Raw genomic sequence first — 25735 nt, 5'->3', positions numbered from 1 at the left:
CGCGGGGCCGCGCCACGACTTTTTGCCCGCCAGCCGGTTACTTGATTGGAGCGCCGTTGCGTGTCACGAGTACGGCAGTCGCTTCAATAAATTCGGCGTGTACGCTGTCGCCAACTTTTATTCCCTTTAGCGAAACGTCTGGGCCCGCTTGCAACGTTTCTGTTTTATTCGGACCGCGAATCGTAATGGTCCGCTTCGCATGGTCGATCTTCTGAACCGTCGCGAGCACTTGCACTCGACGTGCGGTCGCCGTCGATCCGCCGGATGCCGGGATGGTCGCGGTCTCGTCCACACGCTCGCGAATTCCGTTCGACGCGACCTTCGTGGCGCGGATCAGTACCGCGCTCTCGTACTTGATGTGGACGGTGTCGCCGATCTGCAACTTGCTGACATCGCCTACTTCCGGATTCACGGCGATATTGACGACTCGCCCGCTTTGCCCCTGCAGCGAGACGCTATTCGACGCTGTATCGATGCCGACTACGCGTGCCTGGACTTCCGCGACGGCGGCGGCGCCCACTCCGCCCGGACCGGCGGCCGAGGCCGCATTCTGTGAAAACGCCGGAGCGGCGAACAGAGTGGAAACAACCATCGCCATCCTAAGCGTGTTGATGCGAAAAAGTCGCGAGGTGTGTTTTCGAATCATTAGGGAATCCTCTCGTTCGTTGCAATGTTGATCAATGCGCATGACCGGAAAAAACACCGGGGTGATGATGCCTCGGTTACCTTCGCGACTTGGACAGCAAGTGGCCCAGGCCAAGGTTGGTCGCTATTTGCCAGATGTACACGCGGGAATAACGAACGCCGTATTTCGATTCAATCAGCGCCCGCAGCCGCGCGTTGGTCCACGCCTCACTGTCGAAGCCGTGATCCCTGGCTGACCCCTGGAGCGCCGCGGAGATCCACTCAAGCGCTCGCTGATCCAGCACCGAAGAACGCCCACCCACGCCCAGTTGTTTCAGCGCGTCCAGGCCGCCGGCGTCGATCAGCGCCTTGTAGCGTTTCACCGTCGCGGTCGCCAGATGAAGCTGCTCGGCAACGTCGTCGACCGACGCTCCGTCGAGCAGCATCTGTCCCGCCGTCATGCGGCGTACGACGCTGGGAAGGTCTCGGGCTGAGAAAGCATCTGTGCACTCGTCCTTGTGTCATCAGGAATGCACGGCAGTCCGTCGCCGCTCGTTGCTCAACTCCAGCTCGCCAAGCGGCCAGATCTCCGTTTTGAAACGCTTTAGTGCTCCGTTTCGATTTGCAAAAGAAAATGGATGTACTGAAGCCAATCCGGCAGGCGGCTAACTATTAATTCAGTTAATTACACTGCTGCGCAAGCCGTTGAAATAGTTCTCTTCGAAGGTCGAGTTCATTACCAATATCCGTTTTTTTAGATTTGGGTTCAATTTTGAGCAAAATTTCTTACTTGAAGTTTCCCTGAATTTTGTATAACGGACGTTTCGACCGATGTGGACGCTCACGAACGTTTGCTAACGTTTTTTGAAACGAATTAGCCGATTGGGTTTGGGGTTTGGTCGGTTACAAAATAATATTGGCAAACATTAAAACGTTTGCTAGCATCCGAAACAAATGTAATGCTGCATCGTGCATAGCGTAAAGCATACCCGCACGGGACACACGTGCCCTGTTATGTCTCTGAGAGGACTAACGCATGGCTATTTCTCGTTCCACGCAGTTCACTTAGTTCACATCGACCTTCCGCCTATATCGCGGAAATCCGATTTATAGAAATAGGAAAAGCCTTTTGCCCGCTCGCCGGGAAAGGTTGCGCTCGCGCGCCTGAAAAGCGTTATTCAATTAACGTCGAAGGGATTTCTGCATTTTATGAAATTAACACCAGGGAAAATTATGCGTGGCCATAAGCGGCTTCCTGTCCAAATTTTGTTCGCCGGCTTGATTATGGCGGCTTGCGCGGATCTGGCGTTTGGGCAAAGCGCAGCGGATGAAGCCAATAAGAGCAATAATCCGCTGAATCTGGCTGCTTCATTCAATATTCAAAATTACTACGCCCAGCGTATTTGGTGCGAGTTCGCATACCAATGATGTATTGCTGCGCCCGGCTATTCCGATCGGCCCCAATGGACTGATAGGCGTGCCGCAGATCTTTCGCGCAACCTTGCCCGTTAGTACGCGTCCCGATCCCAGTGGCGGATACAACACAGGGTTAGGCGATATCAACCTTTTCGATATCTTCCTGCTCTCTCAAGAGGGCGTCCAGATTGGCGTAGGACCGTTGATTACCATGCCGACCGCAACGGACCCAAGCCTGGGGACGGGTAAATGGCAAGCCGGTCTTGCAGCGGTCGCGGTCAGTGCGACCACGGAACGCTTGCTCGGCGCGCTGGTCCAGTGGCAACACTCATTTGCCGGGCAGGATAGCCGCCCGGCTGTGCAGTCGCTGACGGCGCAGCCTTTCGGAATTTTCAACTTGCCCGGTGGATGGTATGTGCGCTCGACCGGTATCTGGACGTTCGATCTGCAGCAGGGAAACTATTACATCCCCGTTGGCCTGGGCGGCGGCAAGGCATGGAAAAGCGGCTCGACTATCTACAACGCGTATATAGAGCCGCAATATTCGGTCGCTCATTCAGGGCGAGGCGTTCCGCAATTCACCATTTTTGCCGGCCTGAACATGACTTTCGGTAAATAAGCGACGGTGCCTACATGAAACTTAGATATCTCGTTAAATTCGGAATACTAGTGATCGCACTCATGCTGAGAGGGATTCCCTCCGCGAGCGCGCAGCAGGAGCCGGACCGTGCAACGCCCAAGGAAACGGAGGCTATTGCGAAGGAAGCTTTCATCTATGCGTACCCCATGCTGTTCAACTACAAGACGCTTTATCAGCAGACGCAGGACCGGAATTCAAAAGCTTATATAGGCGGATTCGGGAAATTTCGCCACTACTCTCAAGTTTATGGGCCCGACAACAAGGAAATAGTCACGCCGAACAACGACACCCCGTATTCGTGGGCATGGCTGGATTTGCGCCGTGAGCCCTGGGTGCTGTCAGTTCCGAAGCTTCCTGAAGACCGCTACTACGTGTTTCAGTGGATCGACCTGTACACCTACAACTTTGCTTACGTCGGCTCGCGCGCGACTGGCAATGGCGCTGGTCATTACTTGCTGGCGGGCCCGGATTGGAAGGGGCCCACGCCACCGGGTATTGACCGGGTCTTCAAGTCGGAGACCGATCTGATTCTGACGCTTGGCCGTACAGCGCTGAATGGGCCCTCGGATGTCGGTCACGTCGTTCGCATACAGGAACAATACGGACTAACGCCGCTCTCCAGCTTTGAACACACCACGCCACCGCCCGCTGTCGCAAGCGTGAGCTTTCCCAAGTGGGACGAGACCACGGCGACATCGGTCGACTTCATTTCCTACTTGAATTTTCTATTGCAGTTCACGCTGCCGCCCAACCCGGCCGAGACGGAACTGATGCAGCGTTTTGCCAAAATCGGGATTGCACCGGGCAAGCCATTCGACGTCAGCAAGCTGGATCCGGCAACGCGTGACGCATTGGAACGCGGCGTGGACGATGGCAAGCGGGCGTTGGCCGCTGCCGAGAAATCGACAACGGGTTCTTTCGGCCTGTTCGGTTCGCGCGATGACCTCAAGAACGACTACACGACACGCGCGGTCGCGGCAGCAATGGGTATTTATGGCAATACGAAGGAAGAGGCGGTGTATGTCGGGTATCACGTCGATGCGGACAACAAGCAACTCACAGGCACGCAGCCGTACGTTTTGCACTTCGACAAGAAAGATCTGCCGCCCGCGAAATTTTTCTGGTCAATGACGCTGTATGACCTTCCGGGACGCCATCTTGTCGCAAATCCGATTGATCGCTATTCGATCGGCGACCGCACGAAACACCTGAAATATGGCGCCGATGGATCGCTTGATCTTTATGTCCAGCATGAGTCGCCGGGCAAGGGAAAAGAAGCGAACTGGCTGCCGGCGCCGACAGGTGCCTACACGCTGATCATGCGCATCTACGGACCGAATGCCACGGTGCTGGATGGATCGTGGCAACTCGTGAAGCCGAAGAAAGCCGGGGAAGGCTGACATCGAATCAATCTGAACTCGGCAGAAGGTAAGTTTTACTAATCGATATTGAGGCTGGTATGAAAGCAATTTTATTGACGGCAGCGCTTGCCGTGGCAAGCGCTGCTGCCTTCGCAGCCAAGCCCGCAGTGTATCCGGCGCATGGGCAGAGCCCCAGCAAGCAATCGCAGGATGACGGCGCGTGTTACGCCTGGGCGAAGCAGAACACGGGGATTGACCCAGCAGTGGCTGCAGGCACTCCGCCACCGCCTCAGGGACCTACCGGTGCGCGAGTGGGCGGCGCGGCTCGCGGCGCAGCGGCCGGCGCGCTCATTGGCGACGTGAACCACAACGACCCGGGGCACGGCGCGGCCGTGGGTGCGACAGCAGGGGCAGTGGCGGGTGGCGTACGTAGCCGCCGGCAACACGCGGCCCAGGCACAGAACGCACAAGCTAACCAGCAAGTCGAGATGAACACGTACTGGCGTGCCTACGGCGCGTGCATGCAAGGGCGCGGTTACACCGTCCAGTGAGACGGACGCCGCTAAATCCAATGAGCGAAGGAACCAGAATGGTCACGTACAACAAGCGGCCTGCCACGCACATGAACTGGCAGCGAGGGCGGATGGTTGTCGCGCTCGCCACTGTCGTGCTCGGCATTCCGACCGCCGCCCGCGCGACCGAAAGTGGTCTGGGCCGACCCATAACAGGCATGCAGATCGCTCCTTATGCGGGCGTCATACCGACCACCTCGGACTGGATCTTTTCCGTCTCCACGATCTACTACGAAGGATCGCTCGGGAAATCCAAGACGATACCTATCGCCGGGACAGTGTCCGCCGGCCTCAACTATCACATCTCATACACCATTATCAATGCAGTGAAGACGTGGGGCATCACTGCGGGCGGGTGGAATTTCGTGTCGTCGTTTGGCGTGCCGTTTCAATACACATCCATCTCGTCGTTCAACAGCCGGCTGCCGAACGACAGCGGCACGCAGTTCACCGACATCTTCTTCACGCCGGTCGTCGCCGGATATCACCTCACGAAAACCGATCACATTGCCTTGAGCGTTCAGATGTACGCGCCCACCGGGGCTTATAACGTGAACCGTCTCGCTAATCCCGGGCTGAACACGTGGACGTTCATTCCGACGGTCGCTTACACGAAGCTCCTGCCGGAGCACAACGTCGAGCTGTCGGCGAACTACGGCGTCGAGTTCTATACCGTCAACAACGAGACGCACTATCACAACGCTCCGGTCAGCGTGCTCGATCTGCTTGCGCTCAAGCGTTTCACGGGAGGATGGGGTGTTGGTGTGGTCGGCGGCTGGATTCAGCAGCTCGGCGACGACACCGGCGGTCTCGCCGATGTGACCGGTGGCACCAGCGGCCATTCCGTGGGGATCGGCCCGATGGCGACCTGGTCAGGAAAGCTAAGTAGTACACCGGTGTCTGCATCGTTGCGATGGGTCAATGAATTTGCAGTGCGTAACCGCCCGAAAGGAAATGCGGTCGAACTTTCAATCAGTGCCACTTTTCAATAGGGGGGCGACGTGCCAAGAAACTATCCTCGACCAATATGCAGTGTGCTTATTGCGGCGAGCATCAGCGCGGTCAATGCGTTCGGACAGACAAGCCCTGAGCCCGCGAGCGCTGCAACGGCCACACCGGCGTCCACGCCGGCAGCCGCCGCGCAGCCTGAGCGGCAGAAGCAGGCTATCGATGCGTTGTCGTCCATGGGGCGATATCTGCGTTCGTTGAGCCGCTTCGACGTGACCACGACATCTGCTACCGATGCCGTTCTCGACAGCGGCCAGACGGTTGCGTTTCTTCATGAGACGGATGTGAAGGTGGAGCGGCCGAATCGCATGCGAGCGGACATCACAGGGAACCGCGGTTCGAAGGGACTGATCTACGACGGCAGAACTTTCACCATCTTCAATACGGCGGAGGGCTACTACTCGAAGAACCCCGCGCCACCCACGATCGACCTGCTAGTGCGCGAGTTATCGACGACCTACAACATCGATACCCCGCTGGCGGACTTGTTCTACTGGGGCAACGGCAAGGTCGATGACGTCACCTTGACGTCAGCGCTTTTCATCGGGCTTGAGCGCGTGGATACGCGCTGGTGCAACCACTACGTGTATCAGCAGAAGGGCGCCGACTGGGAGCTCTGGATCCAAAGTGGAACACGCCAGTTGCCGTGCCGCATGGAGATTATCGATACAACCCAGGACGCACGTCCACGGCACGTCGTGACTTATCACTGGAAACTCAACCCCGATTTTCCAGCGTCGACCTTTACTTTCCGGCCCGCAGCGAATGCGAAAGCGATTGAGCTGAAGCCTGCTACGCATACGCCGTATGAGGAGAGCGAATGATGTCACGCGCCAAACAACTTGCAGTTGCCGGCATTGCCGGGGTCTTTCTCACGACGTCGCTGAGCGTTCAGGCGTTTGGTTTCCGCGGCGGCGCGCGCACGAGTGTTCACGCGCCACCCGGCGGCGGTTTTCATGGCGGCGGAGGTGGAGGATCCCATCCTGGTGGCCCGGGCGGCGCTCCGCAGATGGGCGCGCATACGGGCAGCGTGGGCCATACCAGTAACGGAGGCGGTGGCAGCAGTCATAGCGGCGGCGGCGGTGGTGGTGGCGGTCACAGCGGTGGCAGCAATGGCGGTGGTAGTCACAACGGCGGCGGCGATCATAACGGTGGCGGTGGCGGTGGCGGTGGCGGTGGAGGCAGTCACAACGGCGGCGGTGGCGATGACCACCACGATGACGGTCACCACAACGGCGGCGGCGACGACCACTATGACGACGGTCATCACGACGACGATCACCACGATGATGATCACCACCACGATGATGAGCACCACGACGATCACTATCACGACGATGGCTGGTATGCGAACCCGGTCGCCGTGGGCGTAGCGGTTGGCGTAACGACGGCGGTGGTAGTTGGCGCGACGGTCGCAGCGTTGCCGCCGAGCTGCTCGAGCATCGTGGTGAACGGTCTTGCCTACCAGCATTGCGGCCCGAACTGGTATCAGCCGCAATACGTTGGAACTCAGGTGCAGTACGTCGTTGTTTCGGCGCCCAGATGATAGGCATTGCTGGTCCAGCTGGTTCATTCAGTAGCAGTTACCGGCTGGGCCCGCCTCGTTCGAGGCAGGCATTGGAAAGAACGGGAAAGGTGATTCCTGATCGTTTGTAGTCCGATTCTTTCCATGGAGCACGCTGATGACGCACGCAATTCAGCGTGATGGCCTCTGACGGCACGTTGATTTTCTCCACTGGAACAGCGGGTGGAAACAAGATAACGCGATCGTCGACCAGCAGATACACGTCAAGTTTTACTTCAATCGCACGAGTCGCTCTGGACGCAATTCGTGTTCAGGCCGGCAGTGCATGGCAATGAATGTTGTTCAACCGGAGACTCGTATGGAACCGAATCCGCTGCCCCTTGTCATCCGAGCACTTGAACGGGCCGCGCTGCAAAGTGCGGTATTGCCGTACAAACGTTTCCATGTCCTGTTTGAGCGGACGGTCCCGCTGACCCGTCGATACGAGGTGCTCGACGCCGCTCTGCGGGAACTGAACGATGACGCCGATATCGACTACGGTGTGCTGCTTGCATGCGACAACGGCCTGCCCGGGCCGGATTTCTTTCGTCGCTATCAGAAGTATCGATGGGACAAGTACGTTGCTGCGATGGGCGACCCGCGGTTCAAAAGCGCGACCTTGAAAGGCAAGCGCGAACTGGTTGCTGCCGAGCGCGTGAAGGTCCATTTACATGCGTTGCGTGCGCGTCATCAGGAGCGAGATCGGGAGTGCGCGTGACGGGCATCTTGAAGCGAGCGAACATGAACGCGCTCGCTCGTAAGCCCGCTCGGGCAGTATCTGCACGCGGGCTTTCGCCTATTCAACTGACGCCGGGACGTAAGACTTATCCGGGAATCTCTCGATCACGGTGTGCTCCTTTGCCATCGTACTAACCGCCTGCGCCGACGAACCATCGGTAGTACGGGTTGCTTTCATCGTCGCGCATGACCCGGCGGATATTTCCTTGCCACGCGTCACGATCCCCGCGATACGCCGCTAGCCCGGCATCGTAGAAAGCCTGCAACGTGCCGCGTTCAGCTTGCATGGTTTCCACGAAGGCGTTATCCGCGCCCTGCAACTGAGGCTCGCTGCGCATTGCCAACAACTGCGTCAATACCTTGGGGAAGTCAGCACTGCGCACCCATGCAGCGTATTCGATTCCCGGGCGATCATCGGTGACAGGTTGTGCATCGGCGGCGTAGTACTCAAGGCCGGCGCGGTCCGTGATCCATGTGGCAAGCAACGCCGCTGGCGACGCAATACCCACCTCGCGCAGCGCTGCTGCAACGCCCGGATGTGCGAAGCGTTCGCGGATACGCGGCACGCTGAGTTCAATCGGTTCCATTGAACCGACCAGCATCATCTCGTACAGCTCGGTGGTCCACATGGTCGCGTAGGGAAAGACTTGTACGAAGCTCTTGATCAACGCACGCGTGTCTTCCTCGTTTTGCGTCGGCAGGGGCAACCATTGTGCGACGAGGCCACCCGGTTGCAGACGTGACGCCGCCAGCCGATAAAAATCTGACGAGTACAAGTTGACGATACCCGCGGCCGAAGGCGGCGGTTCCAGCGTGATCAGGTCATAGCGTTGCGAATTGCGCAGTAATTCGCGTCGGCCATCGTGCAGCCGGATCTCCATGCGAGGGTCCGTGCTCACGCCATAATTTTCCTTGAATTGCGGCACCGCCTGCACCACAGCCGGAAGTAATTCGGCCACCACCCGATGTTCGAGACCGGGATAAGGTAACAACGCGCCACCCGTGATGCTGGTCCCCAAGCCGATCACGAGCGCGGAGCGCGGGGTGCCGCGATGAATGATCAGCGGCAGCATGGCTTGCAAGCGCATGTATCGAAGCGACGTCATGGCATCACCGGAATTCGATACGCCCTGAATATAGAGGCGCTTAAAGCGATTCTCGCCCGACCGCTGGGCGACGACTGCGACCGTTCCCCCTTCGCTTTCCGCATAGAAGGTCAGGTCGCCGCCACGGGATTGAGTGAGCATCGTGGCAAGCCGGTCGGAAGGCGTGAACACTGCGGCGCATAGCGCGCACACGGCGAGCGCAAGGACGCCCCCGCGAGCAAAACAACGGGCACCCGAACCGCGAAAGACCGCGATCAGTCCGACGACACTTGCCGCGAGGGCTAGTGCAGCAAGTGCATGAACGATGCCCAACTTCGGTACCAGGACGAAGCCGGCGAGCATCGTGCCTGCTATGCCGCCTGCTGTGTTCGTCGCCATGACAATGCCGACGTCGCGTCCCACGTGCTTGCTGTTCACACCAAGACGTACCGCAAACGGGAACGCAGCACCCAGCAACAGGGTGGGGACAAAGACAATGCACAGACCCGCAAGCGCGAAGCGCGCGCACATCGCGGCGAACATGTTTCCCGTTGCGGCGAAGACCGCACTGGCTACGTGCGCTTGAAGCAAATACCACGAGCCCGGTTCGCGCGCCCTTGCGCGCCGCGGCCAGATCCAGCACTTTCTGTTTGGCGCGCTCGAGACGCGTAGGCGCGACGTCGGTTGCGTCCATCGAATGCGCAAGTTCCAGGACGATCACTAGCGGCGCCTTGTCCTGGTTAAACGGCGGGCGCTCCTGTTGCCAAGTCGGACCTGCAACAGCGATCGCCCCGATGGCAATCAGCAATGCCAGTGTATGAACCGGTTGAATGCGGCGCCGGGCGGTATTGCCGACTATGAGATGTTCGAGCAGCAGAGGGTCAATGATATTGCGCCAGCGAGCGCGAACGTCGTTGCGTCGAAACCAGAATACGGGCAACAGGATGGCTGGAACGAGCAACCACAACCATTGAGGCCGCAGGAAATGAAAGGCGGTCAGATCAATTTCCATGGCCCGCTACGTTCATGTCCATGGGCTTCGACGCTTGCTTTCGACCCGATGTACGCAGCACGGCAATCAGCAATGCAAGGCAGTGATACAGCGTCAGGATCGACAGCGCGGCGGCAAGCGGGATCCAGAAAAAATCACGTTGCGGCCGATAGATTTCGCGCTTCACTTTCTCGGGCGTCATCTTGTCGAGTGTCGTGTAGACATCGGCAAGCTCTTGCGGGTTGCCAAGCGCGTGGAATGAGCGGCCGCCGGTGATTTCGGAAATGTGTTGCAACGCGTCCAGGTCGACCATATCCTCACCCGTCGCATTCGGATCGCCAATACCCACCGTGTGGATCACCACTTTGTTGTTCTTCGCTATGTCGGCGGCACGGTCGGGTGGAATGGCGCTGGCGGTGTCGTTGCCATCGGTCAGAAGGATTAATACCTTCTCCTGAGCCGGCGAATTCTCCATCAGCTTCACCGTCAGTCCGATAGCGTCGCCTATCGCCGTACGTGGACCCGCCATGCCGATCTGCATCTGATTCAGCAGCAGCAACACGCTGTCGTGATCGAGTGTCAGCGGCGCTTGCGGGTACGCCGCTTCGCCAAACACCACCACGCCAATGCGGTCGCCTTTGCGCTTCGCCACGAAGTCCCTGACCACCTGCTTCACCGCGGTCAGCCGGTCCATGCGCTCACCGGTTTGCGGATTCACGAAGTCGCGCGTGCTCACCGATTGAGAGAGGTCGATCGCCAGCATGAGGTCGCGGGCGGGTTCATCGTGCATCACAGGCGGTTCGACGAACACGGGTTTCGCCGAGGCGGTGACGAGCAAGATCCACAGGACGGGCATCATCGCGCGTTGCAATACGTTGCGACGCAAACGCACGCCGCCCGGCGCAGGTTGCTCGCCCGCCGCTTGCGCCATCTCATGAAAAAATGGCATGCGGATCGCCGACGTGGTTGCGCGCCACGCAGGCGCTAGCCACCACACGATGGCCGGCAACGGCAACACCAGGAACATCCACGGGAGGTCAAATTTCCACATGATGACACTGGATCCAGTCGCGAGTGGCGCTCACCAAAGTCTCGGCTTCGAGCGGTGTTATCGAGGCGATCTGTTCAGCGGGCGCATAGCTCACGAGCGTGAGGAGCGCACCACTGCGGGCATCGAATCGTCCTCGGGTGCGCTTGAGAAATGCGAGCCATTCATCACCGGAAAGCGCGGCGACGCGTTCGCGCGGAGCGGCGGCAAGCGAAGTGCGTTTGATGAGCGGCGGGATAGCGGCGAGCGCGGCGGTTCGACGCTGCGCATCGCTCAACGCCACCTCGATTTGTGCCAACTCAGCCAACGCCGCTCGCCGGTAACGCCCGCGCTTGTAGCGACGCCAGGCCATCCATGCGATGCAAAGCACAGCCACGATCAGCACGACTGCAACCACAATCCATCCGATGGTTTGCGGCGCCCACGACACCGGCTCGGGCAACGGCAACTCTTGCAGCGGCTTGAGCGCCGACGGAGTATCGGCTGGCGTTAGCGCAGTTGTGAGCGAGGCATTCATAGTCCGCTGCCCATCGTCGGCCTGACGCGTTCACCGAACAGACGTCGAACCTGATCGACGGTAGGCTCACCGGTCGATAACGCCATCAGCGGCACGCCACTCGATCGCAACAGGTCCGCCACCTCCGCCGTGCGGCCTTTGAACATGCTCGCAAGCGGCGCGCGCACTTTCTCCTGCTCAATGCGCAGTTCCACCTGAAGATGCCCTTCGCTTACCACCAGCGCACGATGCTCGGGCATGTGCTGCCAGAGAGGATCGAAGACCATCGCGGCAATGACGTCGTTGTGTTTTGATAGCTGGCGCAACAGCTTGCGAGTGCGTTCGGTCGCGCCCGCAAAATCGCTCACGATACAAATAAGGTAGTCGTGTCCTGCGAGCTGCAGCACGCCTTGAAGCGCGGTATCGAGCTGACCGTAGTTCGTTCTGGACGCGCTCTCGGCATGTAACGCTCTGTTCATTTCCGCGATCGCGCTGAACAGCACCTTGATCCGGCTGCGGCTGCGTAGTGGCCTCACCCGGACGACGTGGTCGTCATCGAAGATCACGCCGCCCACGCGATCGCCCGCGGCAAATCCCATCCATACCGCGAGCGCCGCGGCCTCAGCTGCCACCACTGACTTGAACGCGCGACTCGATCCAAAGAACATGCTCATACGCTGATCGACGACGACAAGAAGCGGCCGGTCCCGTTCTTCGGTGTACGCACGAATTTGCGGCTTGCCAAGACGCAACGTAACCTTCCAGTCGATGTGACGAATATTGTCGCCGGGAAGGTAGCCGCGAATCTCTTCGAAGTTAAGGCCGCGGCCGCGCAAACGCGACGCATGGTTGCCCGACAAGATGCTCGATACCGGCGCGGGCGCGACGAAGCTCAACCCCCGCGCACGAAATTCGAGCTTCGCGAGATGGGCCGCGTCGACATACACGCGGCCAATAGCAGCTTCCGGCACGCACGTGTCATCTACTTACTCTGGAGAAGTGAAATGAAAAAACTGACTTATATCGCGTTGGCAGCAAGTGAGGAGCTTGGTGCATTTGCTTTTCAGCAGTCCGCATTCGCCGACGATATGGCTGGGATGAAGATGAGCGCCGGCGCAATGAGTCCTGCGGCGTCATCGTCGTCGAAATCCGCTTTGACCGATGCGGAAATCAGGAAGGTCGATCCGGCGTCCGGCATGGTGACGCTCAAACACGGTGCGCTGGAAAACGTGGGCATGCCGCCGATGACCATGGCGTTCAAAGCTCGCGACGCCGCGATGCTGAAACAGGCGCACGAAGGGGATAAAGTGAAAGTGCGCGTTGAAAACGTGGGCGGCACGATGACTATCGTGACAATGCAAAAGCAATAAGCCCGACAGGCAGCGCTTGGTTAAGCGCTGCCTGTCAATCGCAGCTAGCGGAGCCACACAAAAATATAATCATTTTGCTCGTGGACAACACCCCGGCGCCAGGAGGTTAAAGCGCGCGTACAAAGTCGCACAACTTTCTTTAGAATCATAGTTAAACGCAAGTCGGGAACATCCATGCCTGTACGCCACAACGCTGCGTTCACAGCGCTTCTCGCGGCCGCGCTCTTTGGGGCGACGACCCCGCTTGCCAAGACCCTTCTTGGCACACTTTCGCCGTTCATGGTCGCAGGTTTGTTTTATCTAGGCAGCGGCGTTGGTTTGGCTGTCGCTATCGCTTTCCAGCGCATCACACGGACCAAAAACGAGCGCGCTAACGAAAGCCGGATTCAGTTGGCAGAAGTACCCTGGTTGCTTGGCGCCATTGCCGCTGGTGGTATCGCTGGGCCGGTGCTGCTGATGTTCGGACTAAGCCTCACGCCAGCGGCGACGAGTTCGCTCTTGCTGAATCTTGAGGGCGTCTTCACGGCGGTGATCGCGTGGGTCGTATTCCGTGAGAATGTGAACAGGCAGATTTTTCTCGGCATGGTGGCAATAGTCGCGGGCGGCGTGGCGCTCTCATGGCACCCGGGCGCGGCCGGACTATCCGCCGGCGCGCTGCTGGTTGCCGCCGCTTGCGCGTGCTGGGCGATCGATAACAATCTGACGCGCAAGGTATCGACGAATGACGCCATGGTCATCGCCTGCTTGAAGGGGCTGATCGCCGGATCGGTCAATCTTTGCATCGCCCTTGTGCTCGGCGCGCACCTTCCCGGTTTGGCGAAAACGGCGGCAGCCATGTTCACCGGCTTGGCCGGATACGGCGTCAGCCTGGTCTTGTTCGTCGTCGCGTTGCGCAACCTCGGCACCGCACGCACGGGCGCGTATTTTTCAGTTGCGCCGCTGTTCGGCGTGACGCTTTCGCTGATCCTGTGGCCGGATATTCCTGACCCGCTGTTTTGGGTCGCCGCCGCGCTGATGGTGCTCGGCGTGTGGCTGCATATTCGCGAACGCCACGAGCACGCGCATACGCATGTGTCGATGGACCACAACCACCGGCATCGCCATGACGAGCATCACCGACACACACACGATTTCATATGGGACGGAAAGGAGCCGCACACGCACCCGCACCAACATGCGCCAATGACGCACACCCATGAACATTTCCCGGATATTCATCATCGCCACATTCATTAAGCCGCGGATTTCCTCGATCAGTCCCGCGTTGCATCCAGTGTCCAGTCGGCTCCGTATATAGCATTGACGTGAGGCAATCCTGCACTTGCGGCCTAAGGAGAAAAACCATGAACAAGGCAATGCGGAAAGCGATGTCGGCAGGCGTGTCGGTGGCGTTCTTGTGCGGCTCGGCGGCAGTATTCGCGCAGGGTGGCGGCAACGGGAACGGCGGCACGGGCGGCGGTAATGCGCACAGCGCGGCAACGGCTGGAATGACGCATTGGGGCGATCCGGTTGCCATGCCAACGAGTAACACGCCCGGCAATATGCAGAACCCCGGCATGGATAGCAGCGCTGGAATGAGCGCGATGCCGTCGAACGGCGCCAAGGGTGCTGGTGTTGCAAAGAACGTGCAGTGAGCAATGGCATGCGCAGCGTGCGCCGGACGCCGGGAATGGTGGTCAGTTGTCCTTGGCCTAGTTGCGCATCGACATCGCTATGGATTCGCTTGGTCTAGCCGCCGCGAAAGGCTTTGGCCGAATACGAAAGTTGAATCCGGCGCATGACCAAGACGCTAAGCATCATTAGCAATTGCAGCATTACTGGTGCGCGAATTTAGTCGACCCTATATGCCTTTGCCACGAGCATGGATTCTGTAATCCAGAGACACAATTGCGCTTGAACTAAGCAAGATTCTTCGGCTCCTACTTAAGAGGCGAGGGAGACGATCACATGCTTAAACCAGTTGCATTATTCGCGCTTGTTGCTTGTCTGGGCGGTTGTGTTGTCCCGCCGGGACCGGGCTACGGCTATGGATACGACGGATACGGATACGGCGACCCATACGCAACGGATTATTCGGGGCCTTATTACTCGGGTTATCCGGCTGTCTACGGCGGCGGAATCTACGTCGGTGGCGGCGGAGGCTGGTACGGTGGGCACTACTACAACCATGGATGGAACCATGGGTACGGCGGTGGCTTTCACAGTGGCGGCCATGGCGGCTGGGGCCACGGCGGTGGTTACGGCCACGGCGGCGGCGGTGGACAGTGGCAGGGCGGCGGTGGCGGCCATAGCGGCGGCGGGCACGGTGGCGGTCGCGGCTAGGACGGCTTCGTCTTAATTGCGCTGACTTAGCCTGACTAGGCGGCTTCTAAAGCAAGGCATCGATTTCGCCGGACGGTTTATCCATTATCAACTGTCCGGTGAAACTCTCCGCCGGTGCTAAGAGCTTGCGCTAAAGCACGGCTAGCAGAGCAAACGGCCAGGTGACTATACGCGCTGATTCCGGTAAAGCTTCTCTAACGTTCTCGTCCACCGGTCAAATTTCCCAGACCCTGTTTCGACCTCTTCGCAGTGTTGCGACCGAGAGAAACAGACGCGGATCATTTCCTCGATATCAAAACTCAGAGCGCCCTCAGTTATCGATAAAGGACGCTCTTTGCTTGTCTTTAAACCTCAGGCGTTACCGCAACCGCCGATGCGGAATCCTGGCTAGCCGCTGGCGTTGTCTTGCTAGCCGCGGTTGCAGATTTCTTGGCCGACACACGTTTCACAGCCGGTTTCCTGACTGCTGCTTTCTTCGCGGGAACATTCGCTACAGTCACGTTTTTGATCGACGCTTTTTTAGCAGCAGCTTTTTTTGCCGGCGCCTTTGCGCTTAGCGCTTTCGCTGTCGATTTTTTAGCCGTCGTTTTCTTTGCTGCCTTCTTGCTCGCAGGTTTTGTACTGCTAGCTGCAACGGCATGACTATCGTCGTGGCCATCGATCAGGAATTTCGTGCGGTCCTTGACGTCCTTGATCCAAAGCGGCGGACGGGCCCAGCCGCTCCACGTTTCACCCGTCTTGGGATTGCGATACTTGGCAGGCAGCTTTGGCTTAGCCGCTGCTTTTGCCTTGACGTCAGACTTGGTTGATTTTCCTGCAGGCCGGCCGCGTCGCTTCTTCGTGGATGAATGCGCTTCAATATCAGCCGTGGTCAGGCCATGCTTTTCCATTAGCTTGCGGATGTCGTCGAGCACGGATTGCGCGCGCTTTGCGATCATTGCTTCCGCTTGAGCCTGCAGCTTTTTCAGCTTGGCTTGAATCTGTTCCAGAGTAGGCATTATGGTTTCCTTAAGAGTGTTTGCCCGCACTATGCCATGCGTTCTCTGATTTCGGAAGCGGCCAGTAGCGCCCTGTATTAAAGGTACGCACCTCCTAATACAGTTTGTTTCAATCTATGACAAAAAGACTCAGCTTTAGGCAGCGCACGTTGAACGACAAGCGTTAGATTCGGCTTGCTTGTGGACTATTAAAAGGGACGAAGCGCAGATCTTCGCCACTCGCGCTGCGTTATTCAGCCGCACGATTTTTGCATCGTTTGGATCTGGAAGTAAATGCGCAGGATATCGATGCAGTTTTGCGAAACGCTGGGGACGACGCCGACTCGAAGAGAGGTGTAGAGGTGCGGGTGAGCGGCCCCGATCTGTTCGACCGGCAAGCCGCTGATGCTGCTGTGTCATGCACTAGGATCGTGAAGACGCCCGCTAGCGATCTTTAATACCGGTGAGGCGGCGGCCGGTGCCGTGGCGGCGGGCGATGATGATGGTGTCTCGGCGGCGGCAACGGACGGCAGCGCCGCACATAATGACCATGAACCCAGACGCGCCTGCATTCCTGCCGGGGCCGAGCCTCGGCTACCGTGGGAATGGCGGCGCCCGCTGCAGCGGTCAACAAGATGACCGCGAGAAATCTTCGCATAGGTGCTCCACAAAATCTGAACAGAATAGAGACTCCCCGATGCAATCATCCGGCGATAAAAACTAGCGCGCGATTTTCACCCTGAGGCGAGTTTCCTCAAGAGCTAAACGAACTACTTCTTCGAGGTCTTGGAAACCTTTGCTGCAGCTTTGACGACTGTTTTCTTAGCAGGTTTCTCTCCGGCCTCAGCGAGTACCTTAGGCTTGGCAGCGGACTTAGCCGCGGCCTTTTGCTTTTTCGGCGCTATGTCGTTGTCGGCAGCTTTGGGTTTGGCAGCCGTCTTGCGCGCGACTTTGCCTTCAGTTTTTGCGTCAGCCTTGGCGGTGGTTTTCCCTTCAGCTTTAGGCTTGACCTTCGGTGCTTCGACGTTGTCGTCGCCCGTAAGCGTTGCTTTTGATTTCGTCTTGACCGGCTTCTTTACGGCTGCCGCGGCAACTGCGTCCGCTTCGTGTTCTTCCTGGGGCGGTATCAAGGAAGCGAGCTCCTGTTCCAGCAAGGCGCGTGCTTTTTCCCAATACTCCGTGGAGCGTCCTTCTGGACGACCGTCTGCTTCCCATAGATGGTATGCCTGCAAACGAAGCTTTTCTTCCAAGGATTTGTTGTGCATTCCATTAGCCATTTTGCGTATTTGAGGGTTCATGTTACAGGAGCGTCGCTCCGCTTGTGAACGCGCGGCTAGTTCTTGTCGCGCTATAAAAATGTCTTTTTTCCCATGCTAGGATGTCTCGCGGATAAGCTTGAGGTATTGCGATGACAACCTTGTATGACACCTTGTCCGTCCTGGAAAATGCGACGGCCGAAGAAATAAAACGTGCTTATCGGAAAGCGGTTATGCGTTGGCATCCAGATCGCAATGTCGGTCAGGAGCAGGTCGCACGAGCCGCATTTCTCGACATTCGAAATGCTTACGCCATTCTCTCCGATCCCGCGCAAAGACAAGTCTACGACTCCGTATTTGCTGAGGAAATGAAGCGGCAGGAAGCTCAGCGACTGCGTGAGGAACAGGAGCAGGCAGAACGCGAAGCCGAGTTGCGTGCCGCGCAGGAAGCGGAATATGCCAGCCGCGTAGGGTTGGCCATGCGCTTCGCGACGCAGGGTTATAACCGCGACGTCGTCCGCGGCGTGTTGCTGGCCCACCATTGCGACGACGAACTTGCGTGCCGCATCGCCGATAGCGTCCTTGCACTACACGCATCGAGGCAGTCCGAGGTTGCATCGATGGAACCCGAAGCGGCCGCTTCTCCCAAGCAAGACGCGCACGATACGTCCAACGCACAGCAAGAAAAGGGCCCGGCGCCTGCGGACCGCGTCCGGTCGTTTTCCGATCTCTGGATGCCCTTCTGGAACGTGCTGCGCTCGTGACCGCGCGCCATGGCAGGTCGCAGTCTTGCTACTCTCTCTGAATCCGAGCCCTCGCGGCTGTCAGACTTTGTCTCGAGTTCAAGCGACATGCGCCGGCATATGTCTGGCGCTGGTCGCCGCAATAACAGCGTTGCAGGAACATACTGGCCGTTCAAACCAGCACCAAGCAGGCAATAAGCGAGATTCAACGAGCTAAAAAGGGCAATAAACCCAACAAAAGCCACGCCGCTTCAAGCCTCGCGAGAACAGAATTAAAATCTGCTGAAAGGACAGAGCGGTCCGGAGACATCGATGGAGCATTCCTATTTCAAATTGCTGCATCTGCTGTCGGGGCATCCCGGATGGGCGCTCACAGTCGTATTACTTGCCGCGTTTTTTGAATCCATCGCTTTTATCGGTACATTCGTTCCCGGCAGCACCGCCATGTTCGTGGCTGGCGCGCTGGTCGGTACCGGTACGCTTAATCTCGGCTGGGTGTTCGTCTGCGCCCTCGTGGGCGCCGTAGCCGGCGATGCCGCAAGCTACTGGTTCGGCTGCAGCCACAAGGACACCATCGCGAAGTTGTGGCCCTTCCGCTCGCACCCCGGCATGCTGACGGCGGGCAAGCGCTACTTCGAAGCGCACGGCGCAAAAAGCGTGATCTTTGCGCGTTTCATCGCGCCGCTGCGCGCGGTTGTTCCCGTCGTCGCCGGGATGATGGGCATGCAGCCCTTGCGCTTCCTCGTCATCAACATCGTCTCGGCGCTCGTCTGGGCGCCCGTGCATATTCTTCCTGGCGTAGTCTTCGGCGCATCGATCGAACTGGCGGGCGCCGTGTCCTTCCGGCTCGTTGCGGTGATTGCCATCCTGGTTGCCGTGACCTGGCTGACGTTCAAGCTGACGAGCCTCCTCGTGTCCCACGCGCGGGCGTGGACGGATTCCTCGCGCCGAAGCCTGCTGCTTTGGGCGCGTCATCATCCTGGCCCAGCTGGACGAGTAGTGCTCGGTATCCTGGACCCCAAGCATCAGGCCGCCGCGCTTATCGCCGTGATCTCTGTGTTGCTGCTGGCATCGGCTACCGTGTTCTTTTCGACGCTGCACGGCGTCTCGCACGGCGATCCGCTGGTTCAAGTCGATGTATCGGTTTATCGCTTCCTGCAATCGTTCCGATCCTCATGGGGCGACTCGGTCCTGGCTGTGCTCGGCACGCTGGGCAGCGTGCAGACACTCGCCACGGTGACGTTGCTGGTCGTCGTATGGATGATGTTTGAACGCCGTTGGCGCACCGTCGCGTACTGGCTGACCGCGGTCGCGTTTTCCCAGCTGTTGATCCTCGCAATCCAGATCACGATCCAGCGTCCGCTACCGGGCGCGGTAGCGTCCAGCTTGCGCGCGTTCCCGAGCAATCACGTCGCGGCCAGCGTGGTGATCTACGGCTTTCTCTCGTTCTTGCTGGCGCGCCGCGTGGGGCCGGTGGCGAGGGTATTCGTCGCGATGGCGACCATCGCCATCTTGGTGTCGGTCGCGTTCTCGGGGCTGTATTTCGGCCACTTCACTTTCTCCGATGCTATCGGCGGCGCGGCACTTGCCGCCACCTGGGTCTTTCTCGTGGCGCTCACCGCCGTGTGGCGATACCCCGCGAAACCGGTACCTCGCGTCATGATGCCGCTCACCGTCCTGGTGGTGATTTGCGCGAGCGTCGTGTCGCAGTTCAAGACGAGTCTTGACGCGATGGCGGTCGAGCCCACGCGACCGCTTGTGTTGATCTCGCCAATGCAATGGATGGACACTGTGTGGCGGACCTTTTCTTGCTATCGGTCGAGCATGGACGGTGACCGCCTTGAACCCATCACCATTCAGTGGACCGCGACGGCAGTGGAGATCAGGACTCAATTAGAGAGCCGAGGGTGGACGGAAGGATCGCATTTATCGGCGCATAGCATCTTGTCGCTCGTTTCCCCGGATGTGGCGGCTACGGCGCTTCCGGTGTTGCCAAGGTTGAACAATGGCGAACCATCGGCGTTCGTATTTACGCGCGCTCACATGAGTGCGGACGAGCGCGACGTCTTGCGATTCTGGCCGACGCAATATGCAGTGACGCGTCGCGGCGGACAGCCGCCCACTCCGATCTGGCTCGGCTCGCTCGTTCACGAGCGGTTGCTGCGGCCGTCGTGGCCGTTCAACGTGTTGCGTCCGGACAAGCGGCTCGAGCCGATGATCGAAACCCACGGCGACGCATCGCCTTGGCGCGGCCTGGAAGTAGCGAACAGCGCGGGCTGCGGGGGTATTCCGGTGACGCTCGTGGTATCTGGGGAGCAATGAGTCGGCTAGTCTGCAAACGAGCGGTGAAACGCACTATGAATTGAAGCAACGGCTACGCAATGCCGAACGCTTCAGGAGGCGAGTACTTGATACAGATTCCACCCTCGGCAATCGAGAACTGGGGAAGTGCCGCAGTCTTCGGCAACGTGCTGCTCACGCGGCTGGGCGTGCCGCTGCCGGCAATCCCCGTGCTTGTCTTCGCGGGCTCCGCGATCGCCGGCGGGAACCTCGTTTTTTCTCACGTGCTGTGCGCCGCGGTGGTCGCTGCGTTGATCGGCGATGGCGTGTGGTTTTCCGCAGGACGTATCTACGGTCGCCGGTTGACCGATATGTTCGGGCGCCTGTCGCTATCACTTGATGCAAGCATGCGCACCACACGCGCATTATTCGAAAGGTTTGGCGTGGCGATCGTGGCAGTGTCGAAGTTCGTTCCAGGGCTTGCGCTCATCACGCCGCCGCTGATGGGCACCACGCTTATCGCGCCGGCCGCATTCGTTGCGTGGGACGCGCTCGGTACGGTGGCTTGGGCTTCGTTCTGGTTGCTCGGCGGCGCGCTGTTCGAGCGGCAACTTGGGTTGCTGCTGAGCGTGCTTCGGCCACACGGAGCATCGATACTCGACGTGCTGTTCGCCGCCGCCGTTCTCTACATGACGTATCGATACCTGCTGCGCTGGCGTTTCAGGAAGTGGCTGAGCCGCAGGATCGTATCGCCCGAACGGCTCGACCGGATGATGCGTTCCAGCACGCCGCCCTTGATTCTCGATGCGCGTCCAATGTCGGTTCGGCGTGACGAGTCGTATCGAATCCCGGGGGCGGTGCTGCTTGATATTGAATCGCTGGAGTCCACGGACGCGAGTCTGTCGGCGAGCAACATTGTGGTGTACGGCAAGTATTCAAACGATGCGGCCGTGAGGAAGGTTCGCAAGCAGTTGCTCGGCAAGCACGTTGTGAATGTTCGTATCTTATATGGCGGCCTGGACGAGTGGGTGCGCCATGGTTATGCGGTGGAACCGCTACCACCGGAGCTAAATGTATTCACTGCATCAATGGCACGTTTATAGTGCGACACTCGATTGCCTTGATTCGTACCTCACTTCCTCGATCACCCATACGCACATTTGTATGCCTGCTTTAGTAGGGATGCGCCCCGCGCAATCTCGTGGCTAAATGAGCCTAACGATTCGAGCGAAAAAGTCCTAAGCTAACCGAAACAAATAAAGCAACGGACGGTGTCGAACACAAACGTTTGCGCGGCGTATACGAGAATTCAAAAAGACCCAGACGGGGGACAAGCTGACATTGAAGTTCAGCGAGAGGCTACCGGCGACAACGCAACGGGGATGGAATAAAAACGGCGTTCAACCGGTAAGTAAAAAAGCAGTCAGTGAAAACGAAGCGAATTAAATAGTTAACGAGGGGAGAGGTAGCGTGCCGGCGGCTGGGCGTGGCGAGACGCCCGGTCGCCGGACTCGCTGCATGTTTTAGTTCCGGTTCAGCCAAGACACTTGAGCCGGGATGCTTGTTTATCAATCAGCTTATCAATTCAATTCAATTCAATTCAATTCCCGCCCGGACCTGGTTCCCAGTAAACATTTAACCCCATCAACTCGGTCAGGGTCTGCGCCGCCGTTTTCATCCTTTCTCCCACCTCGTTCATCGCAGGCACAGGTGCCTGATCGATGCGTTCTATGAACGGTGTGGTCAGCGAAGCAATGGCATGTCCGTTTCGTCCAAACACGGGATAAGCAAGATTCTTGACGCCCTTGACCTGACGGCTAGGCATGCGCGCGTGTCCGCGTTCCTTGATCCGTGCGAGATCCGCGGCAAGCTGTTTTGCATCGACCGGAAGTTCGCCATCAACGGGGACGTGAAGCTTCAGCATCCGCTTGCGTTCCAGCTCTTCCTGGAATGCCATCAGCACTTGTCCCGACGCGGTGTCGGTCATGCCGATCAACGTGCCCACCTTCAACGAAAAGCCCCAACGCTCCGGACTTTCCACGCCCGCCACGATCAGCACGCGGCCGTCTTGATACACGCATAGGTGGAACGATTGCCTGACATCGTTGGCCAGTTGCGTCATCAACGGCAGCGCGGTGGTCACCAGCGAGCGCACCGGTTGATGTCGATGCGCAAGCTGGAACAACAACAACGACAACACATAACGGTCGCCTATTGCGAGCAGATATCCGCGCGTCTCCAGCGTAACGACCATGCGAAAGATCTCTGCTGTCGTACGACCAAGCGTCTTCCCCAGGTCAGCGAGTGACAAGCCCTCTGGATGACTCGCCAGCAGTTCGATGATGTCCAGCCCCTTCTCGAGCGCCGGCGCTGAGTATCGCGTGTTGTCCAAAATTTCTCCTTGCCCAAAGCCACATGTCCACTCTCAACCGGTCTCAGCGTAGTGAGATCCGGCTGTTGCATGGCGTGATTGTAGACTCGCCAACCCCTTGCGTTCGACGCGATCGTCGATGAAAAACGCGTGAATGTGGACATCGGGAAAACACCGATAAAAATTCATGTATGAAATGACGTTTTATCTTTAAAATGATTTGCATCGGTGGAAAAGTGGTCCGCAGGACGTGCGAGACACGCGATCCGCAACGCGGAGTGATTCGCCGCAACACGCAGCATGGGACCAGAGAAGGGAACGTAGATGGCTGAAGTGGCATTCAAACAGGTGCAGAAATCGTTCGGCGCCGTACAGGTGTTGAAGCAGATCGACCTGACTGTTGCGGACGGCGAGTTCCTTGTGCTCGTGGGTCCCAGCGGCTGCGGCAAGTCGACATTGCTGCGCGCGCTGGCGGGACTGGAAGGCGTGACGCACGGACGCATCCTGATCGATGGCCGCGTGGTCAACGACCTGCCGCCGAAAGACCGGGACATCGCGATGGTGTTCCAGAACTATGCGTTGTATCCGCATATGAGCGTGCTCGAGAACCTCACGTTCGCGCTAAAGCTGCGCGATTTGAAGCCTGAGGAAATCACGGCCCGCGCAAATCAGGCGGCAACTATTCTTGGCCTTCAGGATTTGCTCGGCCGATATCCGCGCCACTTGTCCGGCGGCCAGCGTCAACGCGTCGCAATGGGACGTGCAATCGTACGTGATCCTAAGGTGTTCCTCTTCGACGAACCGCTGTCGAACCTCGACGCGAAGCTACGCGTTCAAATGCGCGCGGAGATCAAGGCGCTGCATCAGCGCTTGCGCGCAACGACGGTCTACGTGACGCACGACCAGATTGAAGCGATGACGATGGCGGACCGCATCGTCGTGTTGAATGCCGGGGCGATCGAGCAGATTGGCGCACCGCTCGAACTCTACGATGACCCCGACAACCTGTTTGTCGCGAGTTTTATCGGCTCGCCTTCCATGAATCTTTTTACGGGCCGCTACGAGTCGCTAAACGATGGCGCGCGGGTACGCATTGGCGATTTCTCGATCCAAGTGCCCGTGGTCAACGCTCGCGATGGCCAGGATGTAACGGTGGGCGTGCGGCCCGAGCATCTGGTGGTGGCGGAGACGGGCGGCATTCCATTCAACGTGGATGTAGTCGAACCAACCGGCGCATCCACTGAGTTATTCGGCACGGTCGCGGGACAGCGCTGTTGCGTGATCGTGAACGGACGTTTGTCGTTGCGCCCGGACCAGGGCATCCGGCTTGATGCCGATCTGTATAACACCCGCGTCTTCGACACCGGCACCGGCCGCCGGTTGCGCTAAAAAGCTAGAGAAAACCACACGCAAGCCGTACCGCTCGACGTCACGGCACATAACAAAGGAGATGAATCATGGTTAGGGATTCGATGAAAACCGGCCTCAAGATCGCTGTGTCGGTACTGGCTTTAGCGGGTCTGGTCGCCACCACCGCTGCGCGCGCCGACAACGAATACAAAGGCTATACGCTGCGCGTCAAGCTGATCGGCGGGATGCAATATGAAGCACTCTACACGCGCATTCCGCTGTGGGAAAAAGAGACCGGCGCGAAGGTTGAGATTGTCTCGCGCAAGAGTCACTTCGAACTGGATCGTGAGTTGAAGCAGGACATTGCTTCGCAGCATATCGACTATTGCGTGTCGTCGAATCATACGAATTTCTCGGCGCAATATCCTATCTTCCGTGACCTCAAGGGTCTGTTCCCCGCAAGTTATCTTGCGGCGTTCGCGCCTGCGTTGCTGAAGCAGTCCGAGGTAAAGGGACAGTTGGTGCAGATCCCACGATCAACGGATATTGAAGCCCTGTATTACAACAAGGTCGCTTACGCCGATCCGGCGAATCGCGATGCATACAAGAAGAAGTTTGGCACCGACCTGACGCCACCGAAAAACTTCGCGGAGTTCACGCAACAGGCGACGTTCTTTACGAAGGCGCCGAACTTCTACGGCACGCAATTCCCGGGCAAGGATGAAGCGCTGACGGGCACGTTCTACTCGCTGTTGGTGGCGAACGGCGGTCAGTTACTCGATGCCAAGATGCAGCCGAAGTTCAATTCGCCAGTGGGCGTGAAGACGCTCGACTGGTTTGTGAACCTGTACAAAGCAGGCGTGGTGCCGAAGGGTGTTCCAAGCTACGTCTGGGACGATCTCGGCAATAACTTCGCGTCGGGTAAGGTCGCGCTCGATCTCGATTGGCCAGGTTTTGCATCGTTCTATAACGACCCGAAAACGTCGAAGCTGGCCGGTAATGTGGGGGTGGTACGTGCGCCGCTGGGCGCGGCCAACAAGCGGCCGGGCTGGTCGGGTTCGCATAGCTTCTCGATCACGAAAGTATGTGCGCGTCCGGAAGTGGCCGCGAGTTTCATCCAGTTCCTGACGAGCAAGGATTCGCAAATGGTTGAAGCGCGCCTTGGCTCGATTCCCTCGCGTATCGATGCACAGCAGGCTATCGTCCAGGAGTTCAAGACGAAGGACGATCACTTCATGGCGGACGCGGTAGCAACCTTCAGCCAGGCCGCGAAGGAAGACTCGTTCACCCCGCCGCGCGTCGCGCAATGGAATGAGATTTCCAATGCGTTGTGGCCGGAATTGCAGAAGGCGATCATCGGCGACGAGACCTCGCAGCAAGCGCTCGACAACGCGGCGAAGAAGGTCGCGGACATCATGCAAGACGCGGCGGATAACCAGTAACCAGCGATCAACATGCAATCCAATACGCCTTACTCGATCGGCGGCGAGCCTGTTCTTGCCACACGCGCCAAGCGCATCCCG

At 58.5% G+C, this 25735-nt stretch carries 25 protein-coding genes and 2 pseudogenes; 16 read left to right on the top strand and 11 right to left on the bottom strand.

Annotated features, from left to right (window positions below):
• Nucleotides 1-37: 37 nt before the first annotated feature.
• Nucleotides 38-592, bottom strand: coding sequence for a hypothetical protein (locus tag ACSQ83_RS25385; protein ID WP_436230025.1), 555 nt, complete (start codon nucleotides 590-592; stop codon nucleotides 38-40).
• A 130-nt stretch (nucleotides 593-722) separates the two neighbouring features.
• Nucleotides 723-1091, bottom strand: a pseudogene (locus ACSQ83_RS25380) (helix-turn-helix domain-containing protein); the annotation flags it as partial.
• 742 nt (nucleotides 1092-1833) lie between these two features.
• On the opposite strand from ACSQ83_RS25380, the gene ACSQ83_RS25375 reads away from it, so the two are divergent.
• The 6 genes from ACSQ83_RS25375 to ACSQ83_RS25350 are packed head-to-tail and all read left to right on the top strand — an operon-like array spanning nucleotide 1834 to nucleotide 6445.
• Nucleotides 1834-2052 (top strand): hypothetical protein, encoded by a 219-nt coding sequence (locus ACSQ83_RS25375; RefSeq protein ID WP_436230024.1) that lies wholly within the window; start codon nucleotides 1834-1836, stop codon nucleotides 2050-2052.
• Between the two features lie 49 nt (nucleotides 2053-2101).
• Nucleotides 2102-2659: a hypothetical protein gene (locus ACSQ83_RS25370; protein WP_436230023.1), complete on the top strand. Its 558-nt coding sequence runs from the start codon at nucleotides 2102-2104 to the stop codon at nucleotides 2657-2659.
• Between the two features lie 50 nt (nucleotides 2660-2709).
• Entirely contained in the window at nucleotides 2710-4080 is a 1371-nt protein-coding gene (locus ACSQ83_RS25365) for a DUF1254 domain-containing protein (protein ID WP_436230022.1), read from the top strand.
• Nucleotides 4081-4139: 59 nt separating this feature from the next.
• Nucleotides 4140-4592, top strand: a complete 453-nt coding sequence (locus ACSQ83_RS25360; RefSeq protein WP_436230021.1) for a glycine zipper domain-containing protein — start codon at nucleotides 4140-4142, stop codon at nucleotides 4590-4592.
• A 38-nt stretch (nucleotides 4593-4630) separates the two neighbouring features.
• Complete coding sequence (locus ACSQ83_RS25355) at nucleotides 4631-5605, top strand: SphA family protein (RefSeq protein WP_436230020.1); 975 nt, start codon at nucleotides 4631-4633, stop codon at nucleotides 5603-5605.
• A gap of 42 nt (nucleotides 5606-5647) precedes the next feature.
• Nucleotides 5648-6445, top strand: a complete 798-nt coding sequence (locus ACSQ83_RS25350) for a DUF2092 domain-containing protein (protein WP_436230019.1) — start codon at nucleotides 5648-5650, stop codon at nucleotides 6443-6445.
• Between the two features lie 2 nt (nucleotides 6446-6447).
• On the opposite strand, the gene ACSQ83_RS25345 is transcribed toward ACSQ83_RS25350, so the two are convergent.
• Nucleotides 6448-7194 (bottom strand): hypothetical protein, encoded by a 747-nt coding sequence (locus ACSQ83_RS25345; RefSeq protein WP_436230018.1) that lies wholly within the window; start codon nucleotides 7192-7194, stop codon nucleotides 6448-6450.
• A gap of 310 nt (nucleotides 7195-7504) precedes the next feature.
• Between ACSQ83_RS25345 and ACSQ83_RS25340 the strand changes: the two genes are divergently transcribed.
• Nucleotides 7505-7903, top strand: coding sequence for a hypothetical protein (locus ACSQ83_RS25340; RefSeq protein ID WP_436230017.1), 399 nt, complete (start codon nucleotides 7505-7507; stop codon nucleotides 7901-7903).
• 151 nt (nucleotides 7904-8054) lie between these two features.
• On the opposite strand, the gene ACSQ83_RS25335 is transcribed toward ACSQ83_RS25340, so the two are convergent.
• The 5 genes and pseudogenes from ACSQ83_RS25335 to ACSQ83_RS25315 all read right to left on the bottom strand — a co-directional run bounded on the left by ACSQ83_RS25335 (nucleotide 8055) and on the right by ACSQ83_RS25315 (nucleotide 12514).
• Nucleotides 8055-9551 carry a spermidine synthase gene (locus ACSQ83_RS25335; protein WP_436230016.1) on the bottom strand — a complete coding sequence of 499 codons (1497 nt, stop codon included), beginning with the start codon at nucleotides 9549-9551 and terminating at the stop codon, nucleotides 8055-8057.
• 25 nt (nucleotides 9552-9576) lie between these two features.
• Nucleotides 9577-9702: pseudogene (locus ACSQ83_RS25330) on the bottom strand (vWA domain-containing protein); the annotation flags it as partial.
• A gap of 307 nt (nucleotides 9703-10009) precedes the next feature.
• Nucleotides 10010-11050: a vWA domain-containing protein gene (locus ACSQ83_RS25325; RefSeq protein ID WP_436230015.1), complete on the bottom strand. Its 1041-nt coding sequence runs from the start codon at nucleotides 11048-11050 to the stop codon at nucleotides 10010-10012.
• Nucleotides 11037-11564: a DUF4381 domain-containing protein gene (locus tag ACSQ83_RS25320; RefSeq protein ID WP_436230014.1), complete on the bottom strand. Its 528-nt coding sequence runs from the start codon at nucleotides 11562-11564 to the stop codon at nucleotides 11037-11039. The genes ACSQ83_RS25325 and ACSQ83_RS25320 overlap by 14 nt, the downstream gene beginning before the upstream one ends.
• Nucleotides 11561-12514: a DUF58 domain-containing protein gene (locus ACSQ83_RS25315; protein WP_436230013.1), complete on the bottom strand. Its 954-nt coding sequence runs from the start codon at nucleotides 12512-12514 to the stop codon at nucleotides 11561-11563. Before ACSQ83_RS25315 ends, ACSQ83_RS25320 begins: the two co-directional genes overlap by 4 nt.
• 33 nt (nucleotides 12515-12547) lie before the next feature.
• Between ACSQ83_RS25315 and ACSQ83_RS25310 the strand changes: the two genes are divergently transcribed.
• The 4 genes from ACSQ83_RS25310 (at nucleotide 12548) to ACSQ83_RS25295 (ending at nucleotide 15235) form a co-directional block, all read left to right on the top strand.
• Nucleotides 12548-12913 (top strand): copper-binding protein, encoded by a 366-nt coding sequence (locus tag ACSQ83_RS25310; RefSeq protein ID WP_436230012.1) that lies wholly within the window; start codon nucleotides 12548-12550, stop codon nucleotides 12911-12913.
• Nucleotides 12914-13087: 174 nt separating this feature from the next.
• Nucleotides 13088-14149, top strand: coding sequence for a DMT family transporter (locus ACSQ83_RS25305; RefSeq protein WP_436230011.1), 1062 nt, complete (start codon nucleotides 13088-13090; stop codon nucleotides 14147-14149).
• A gap of 107 nt (nucleotides 14150-14256) precedes the next feature.
• A complete protein-coding gene (locus tag ACSQ83_RS25300) occupies nucleotides 14257-14547 on the top strand; it encodes a hypothetical protein (RefSeq protein ID WP_414954063.1) in 291 nt (96 codons plus the stop codon).
• A 313-nt stretch (nucleotides 14548-14860) separates the two neighbouring features.
• The gene (locus ACSQ83_RS25295; RefSeq protein ID WP_436230010.1) at nucleotides 14861-15235 is read left to right on the top strand and encodes a hypothetical protein; all 375 of its coding nucleotides are present in this window, start codon (nucleotides 14861-14863) and stop codon (nucleotides 15233-15235) included.
• 344 nt (nucleotides 15236-15579) lie between these two features.
• On the opposite strand, the gene ACSQ83_RS25290 is transcribed toward ACSQ83_RS25295, so the two are convergent.
• Nucleotides 15580-16233, bottom strand: a complete 654-nt coding sequence (locus tag ACSQ83_RS25290) for an H-NS histone family protein (protein ID WP_436230009.1) — start codon at nucleotides 16231-16233, stop codon at nucleotides 15580-15582.
• 749 nt (nucleotides 16234-16982) lie between these two features.
• On the bottom strand, nucleotides 16983-17477 hold the full coding sequence (locus tag ACSQ83_RS25285) for a DUF2934 domain-containing protein (protein ID WP_436230008.1): 495 nt from the start codon (nucleotides 17475-17477) through the stop codon (nucleotides 16983-16985).
• Between the two features lie 143 nt (nucleotides 17478-17620).
• On the opposite strand from ACSQ83_RS25285, the gene ACSQ83_RS25280 reads away from it, so the two are divergent.
• The 3 genes from ACSQ83_RS25280 to ACSQ83_RS25270 all read left to right on the top strand — a co-directional run bounded on the left by ACSQ83_RS25280 (nucleotide 17621) and on the right by ACSQ83_RS25270 (nucleotide 21594).
• Nucleotides 17621-18232 carry a J domain-containing protein gene (locus ACSQ83_RS25280; protein WP_436230007.1) on the top strand — a complete coding sequence of 204 codons (612 nt, stop codon included), beginning with the start codon at nucleotides 17621-17623 and terminating at the stop codon, nucleotides 18230-18232.
• A 291-nt stretch (nucleotides 18233-18523) separates the two neighbouring features.
• Nucleotides 18524-20533: a VTT domain-containing protein gene (locus tag ACSQ83_RS25275; protein ID WP_436230006.1), complete on the top strand. Its 2010-nt coding sequence runs from the start codon at nucleotides 18524-18526 to the stop codon at nucleotides 20531-20533.
• Between the two features lie 59 nt (nucleotides 20534-20592).
• A complete protein-coding gene (locus ACSQ83_RS25270) occupies nucleotides 20593-21594 on the top strand; it encodes a VTT domain-containing protein (RefSeq protein ID WP_436230005.1) in 1002 nt (333 codons plus the stop codon).
• A 497-nt stretch (nucleotides 21595-22091) separates the two neighbouring features.
• Here ACSQ83_RS25270 and ACSQ83_RS25265 read toward each other — a convergent pair whose 3' ends face one another.
• Nucleotides 22092-22883 carry an IclR family transcriptional regulator gene (locus ACSQ83_RS25265; protein WP_436230004.1) on the bottom strand — a complete coding sequence of 264 codons (792 nt, stop codon included), beginning with the start codon at nucleotides 22881-22883 and terminating at the stop codon, nucleotides 22092-22094.
• 303 nt (nucleotides 22884-23186) lie between these two features.
• Here ACSQ83_RS25265 and ACSQ83_RS25260 point away from each other — a divergent pair, with 303 nt between their 5' ends.
• Nucleotides 23187-24251: an ABC transporter ATP-binding protein gene (locus tag ACSQ83_RS25260; RefSeq protein WP_436230003.1), complete on the top strand. Its 1065-nt coding sequence runs from the start codon at nucleotides 23187-23189 to the stop codon at nucleotides 24249-24251.
• A 68-nt stretch (nucleotides 24252-24319) separates the two neighbouring features.
• The gene (locus ACSQ83_RS25255) at nucleotides 24320-25654 is read left to right on the top strand and encodes an ABC transporter substrate-binding protein (RefSeq protein ID WP_436230002.1); all 1335 of its coding nucleotides are present in this window, start codon (nucleotides 24320-24322) and stop codon (nucleotides 25652-25654) included.
• Nucleotides 25655-25735 lie beyond the last annotated feature (81 nt).

The sequence above is a fragment of the Caballeronia sp. LjRoot29 genome (assembly GCF_964252755.1).
Lineage (GTDB): Bacteria > Pseudomonadota > Gammaproteobacteria > Burkholderiales > Burkholderiaceae > Caballeronia.
The sequence above is the reverse complement of the archived record's forward strand: the minus strand, read 5'-3'. Positions and strand labels throughout refer to the sequence as shown.

Coding starts and splice junctions, on each gene's coding strand:
- ACSQ83_RS25385 (WP_436230025.1), bottom strand. CDS start 592: ATGGTTGTTTCCACTCTGTTCGCCGCTCCGGCGTTTTCACAGAATGCG.
- ACSQ83_RS25375 (WP_436230024.1), top strand. CDS start 1,834: ATGAAATTAACACCAGGGAAAATTATGCGTGGCCATAAGCGGCTTCCT.
- ACSQ83_RS25360 (WP_436230021.1), top strand. CDS start 4,140: ATGAAAGCAATTTTATTGACGGCAGCGCTTGCCGTGGCAAGCGCTGCT.
- ACSQ83_RS25355 (WP_436230020.1), top strand. CDS start 4,631: ATGGTCACGTACAACAAGCGGCCTGCCACGCACATGAACTGGCAGCGA.
- ACSQ83_RS25345 (WP_436230018.1), bottom strand. CDS start 7,194: ATGAACCAGCTGGACCAGCAATGCCTATCATCTGGGCGCCGAAACAAC.
- ACSQ83_RS25340 (WP_436230017.1), top strand. CDS start 7,505: ATGGAACCGAATCCGCTGCCCCTTGTCATCCGAGCACTTGAACGGGCC.
- ACSQ83_RS25335 (WP_436230016.1), bottom strand. CDS start 9,551: ATGTTCGCCGCGATGTGCGCGCGCTTCGCGCTTGCGGGTCTGTGCATT.
- ACSQ83_RS25325 (WP_436230015.1), bottom strand. CDS start 11,050: ATGTGGAAATTTGACCTCCCGTGGATGTTCCTGGTGTTGCCGTTGCCG.
- ACSQ83_RS25320 (WP_436230014.1), bottom strand. CDS start 11,564: ATGAATGCCTCGCTCACAACTGCGCTAACGCCAGCCGATACTCCGTCG.
- ACSQ83_RS25310 (WP_436230012.1), top strand. CDS start 12,548: ATGAAAAAACTGACTTATATCGCGTTGGCAGCAAGTGAGGAGCTTGGT.
- ACSQ83_RS25305 (WP_436230011.1), top strand. CDS start 13,088: ATGCCTGTACGCCACAACGCTGCGTTCACAGCGCTTCTCGCGGCCGCG.
- ACSQ83_RS25300 (WP_414954063.1), top strand. CDS start 14,257: ATGAACAAGGCAATGCGGAAAGCGATGTCGGCAGGCGTGTCGGTGGCG.
- ACSQ83_RS25295 (WP_436230010.1), top strand. CDS start 14,861: ATGCTTAAACCAGTTGCATTATTCGCGCTTGTTGCTTGTCTGGGCGGT.
- ACSQ83_RS25290 (WP_436230009.1), bottom strand. CDS start 16,233: ATGCCTACTCTGGAACAGATTCAAGCCAAGCTGAAAAAGCTGCAGGCT.
- ACSQ83_RS25285 (WP_436230008.1), bottom strand. CDS start 17,477: ATGCACAACAAATCCTTGGAAGAAAAGCTTCGTTTGCAGGCATACCAT.
- ACSQ83_RS25280 (WP_436230007.1), top strand. CDS start 17,621: ATGACAACCTTGTATGACACCTTGTCCGTCCTGGAAAATGCGACGGCC.
- ACSQ83_RS25275 (WP_436230006.1), top strand. CDS start 18,524: ATGGAGCATTCCTATTTCAAATTGCTGCATCTGCTGTCGGGGCATCCC.
- ACSQ83_RS25270 (WP_436230005.1), top strand. CDS start 20,593: ATGCCGAACGCTTCAGGAGGCGAGTACTTGATACAGATTCCACCCTCG.
- ACSQ83_RS25260 (WP_436230003.1), top strand. CDS start 23,187: ATGGCTGAAGTGGCATTCAAACAGGTGCAGAAATCGTTCGGCGCCGTA.
- ACSQ83_RS25255 (WP_436230002.1), top strand. CDS start 24,320: ATGGTTAGGGATTCGATGAAAACCGGCCTCAAGATCGCTGTGTCGGTA.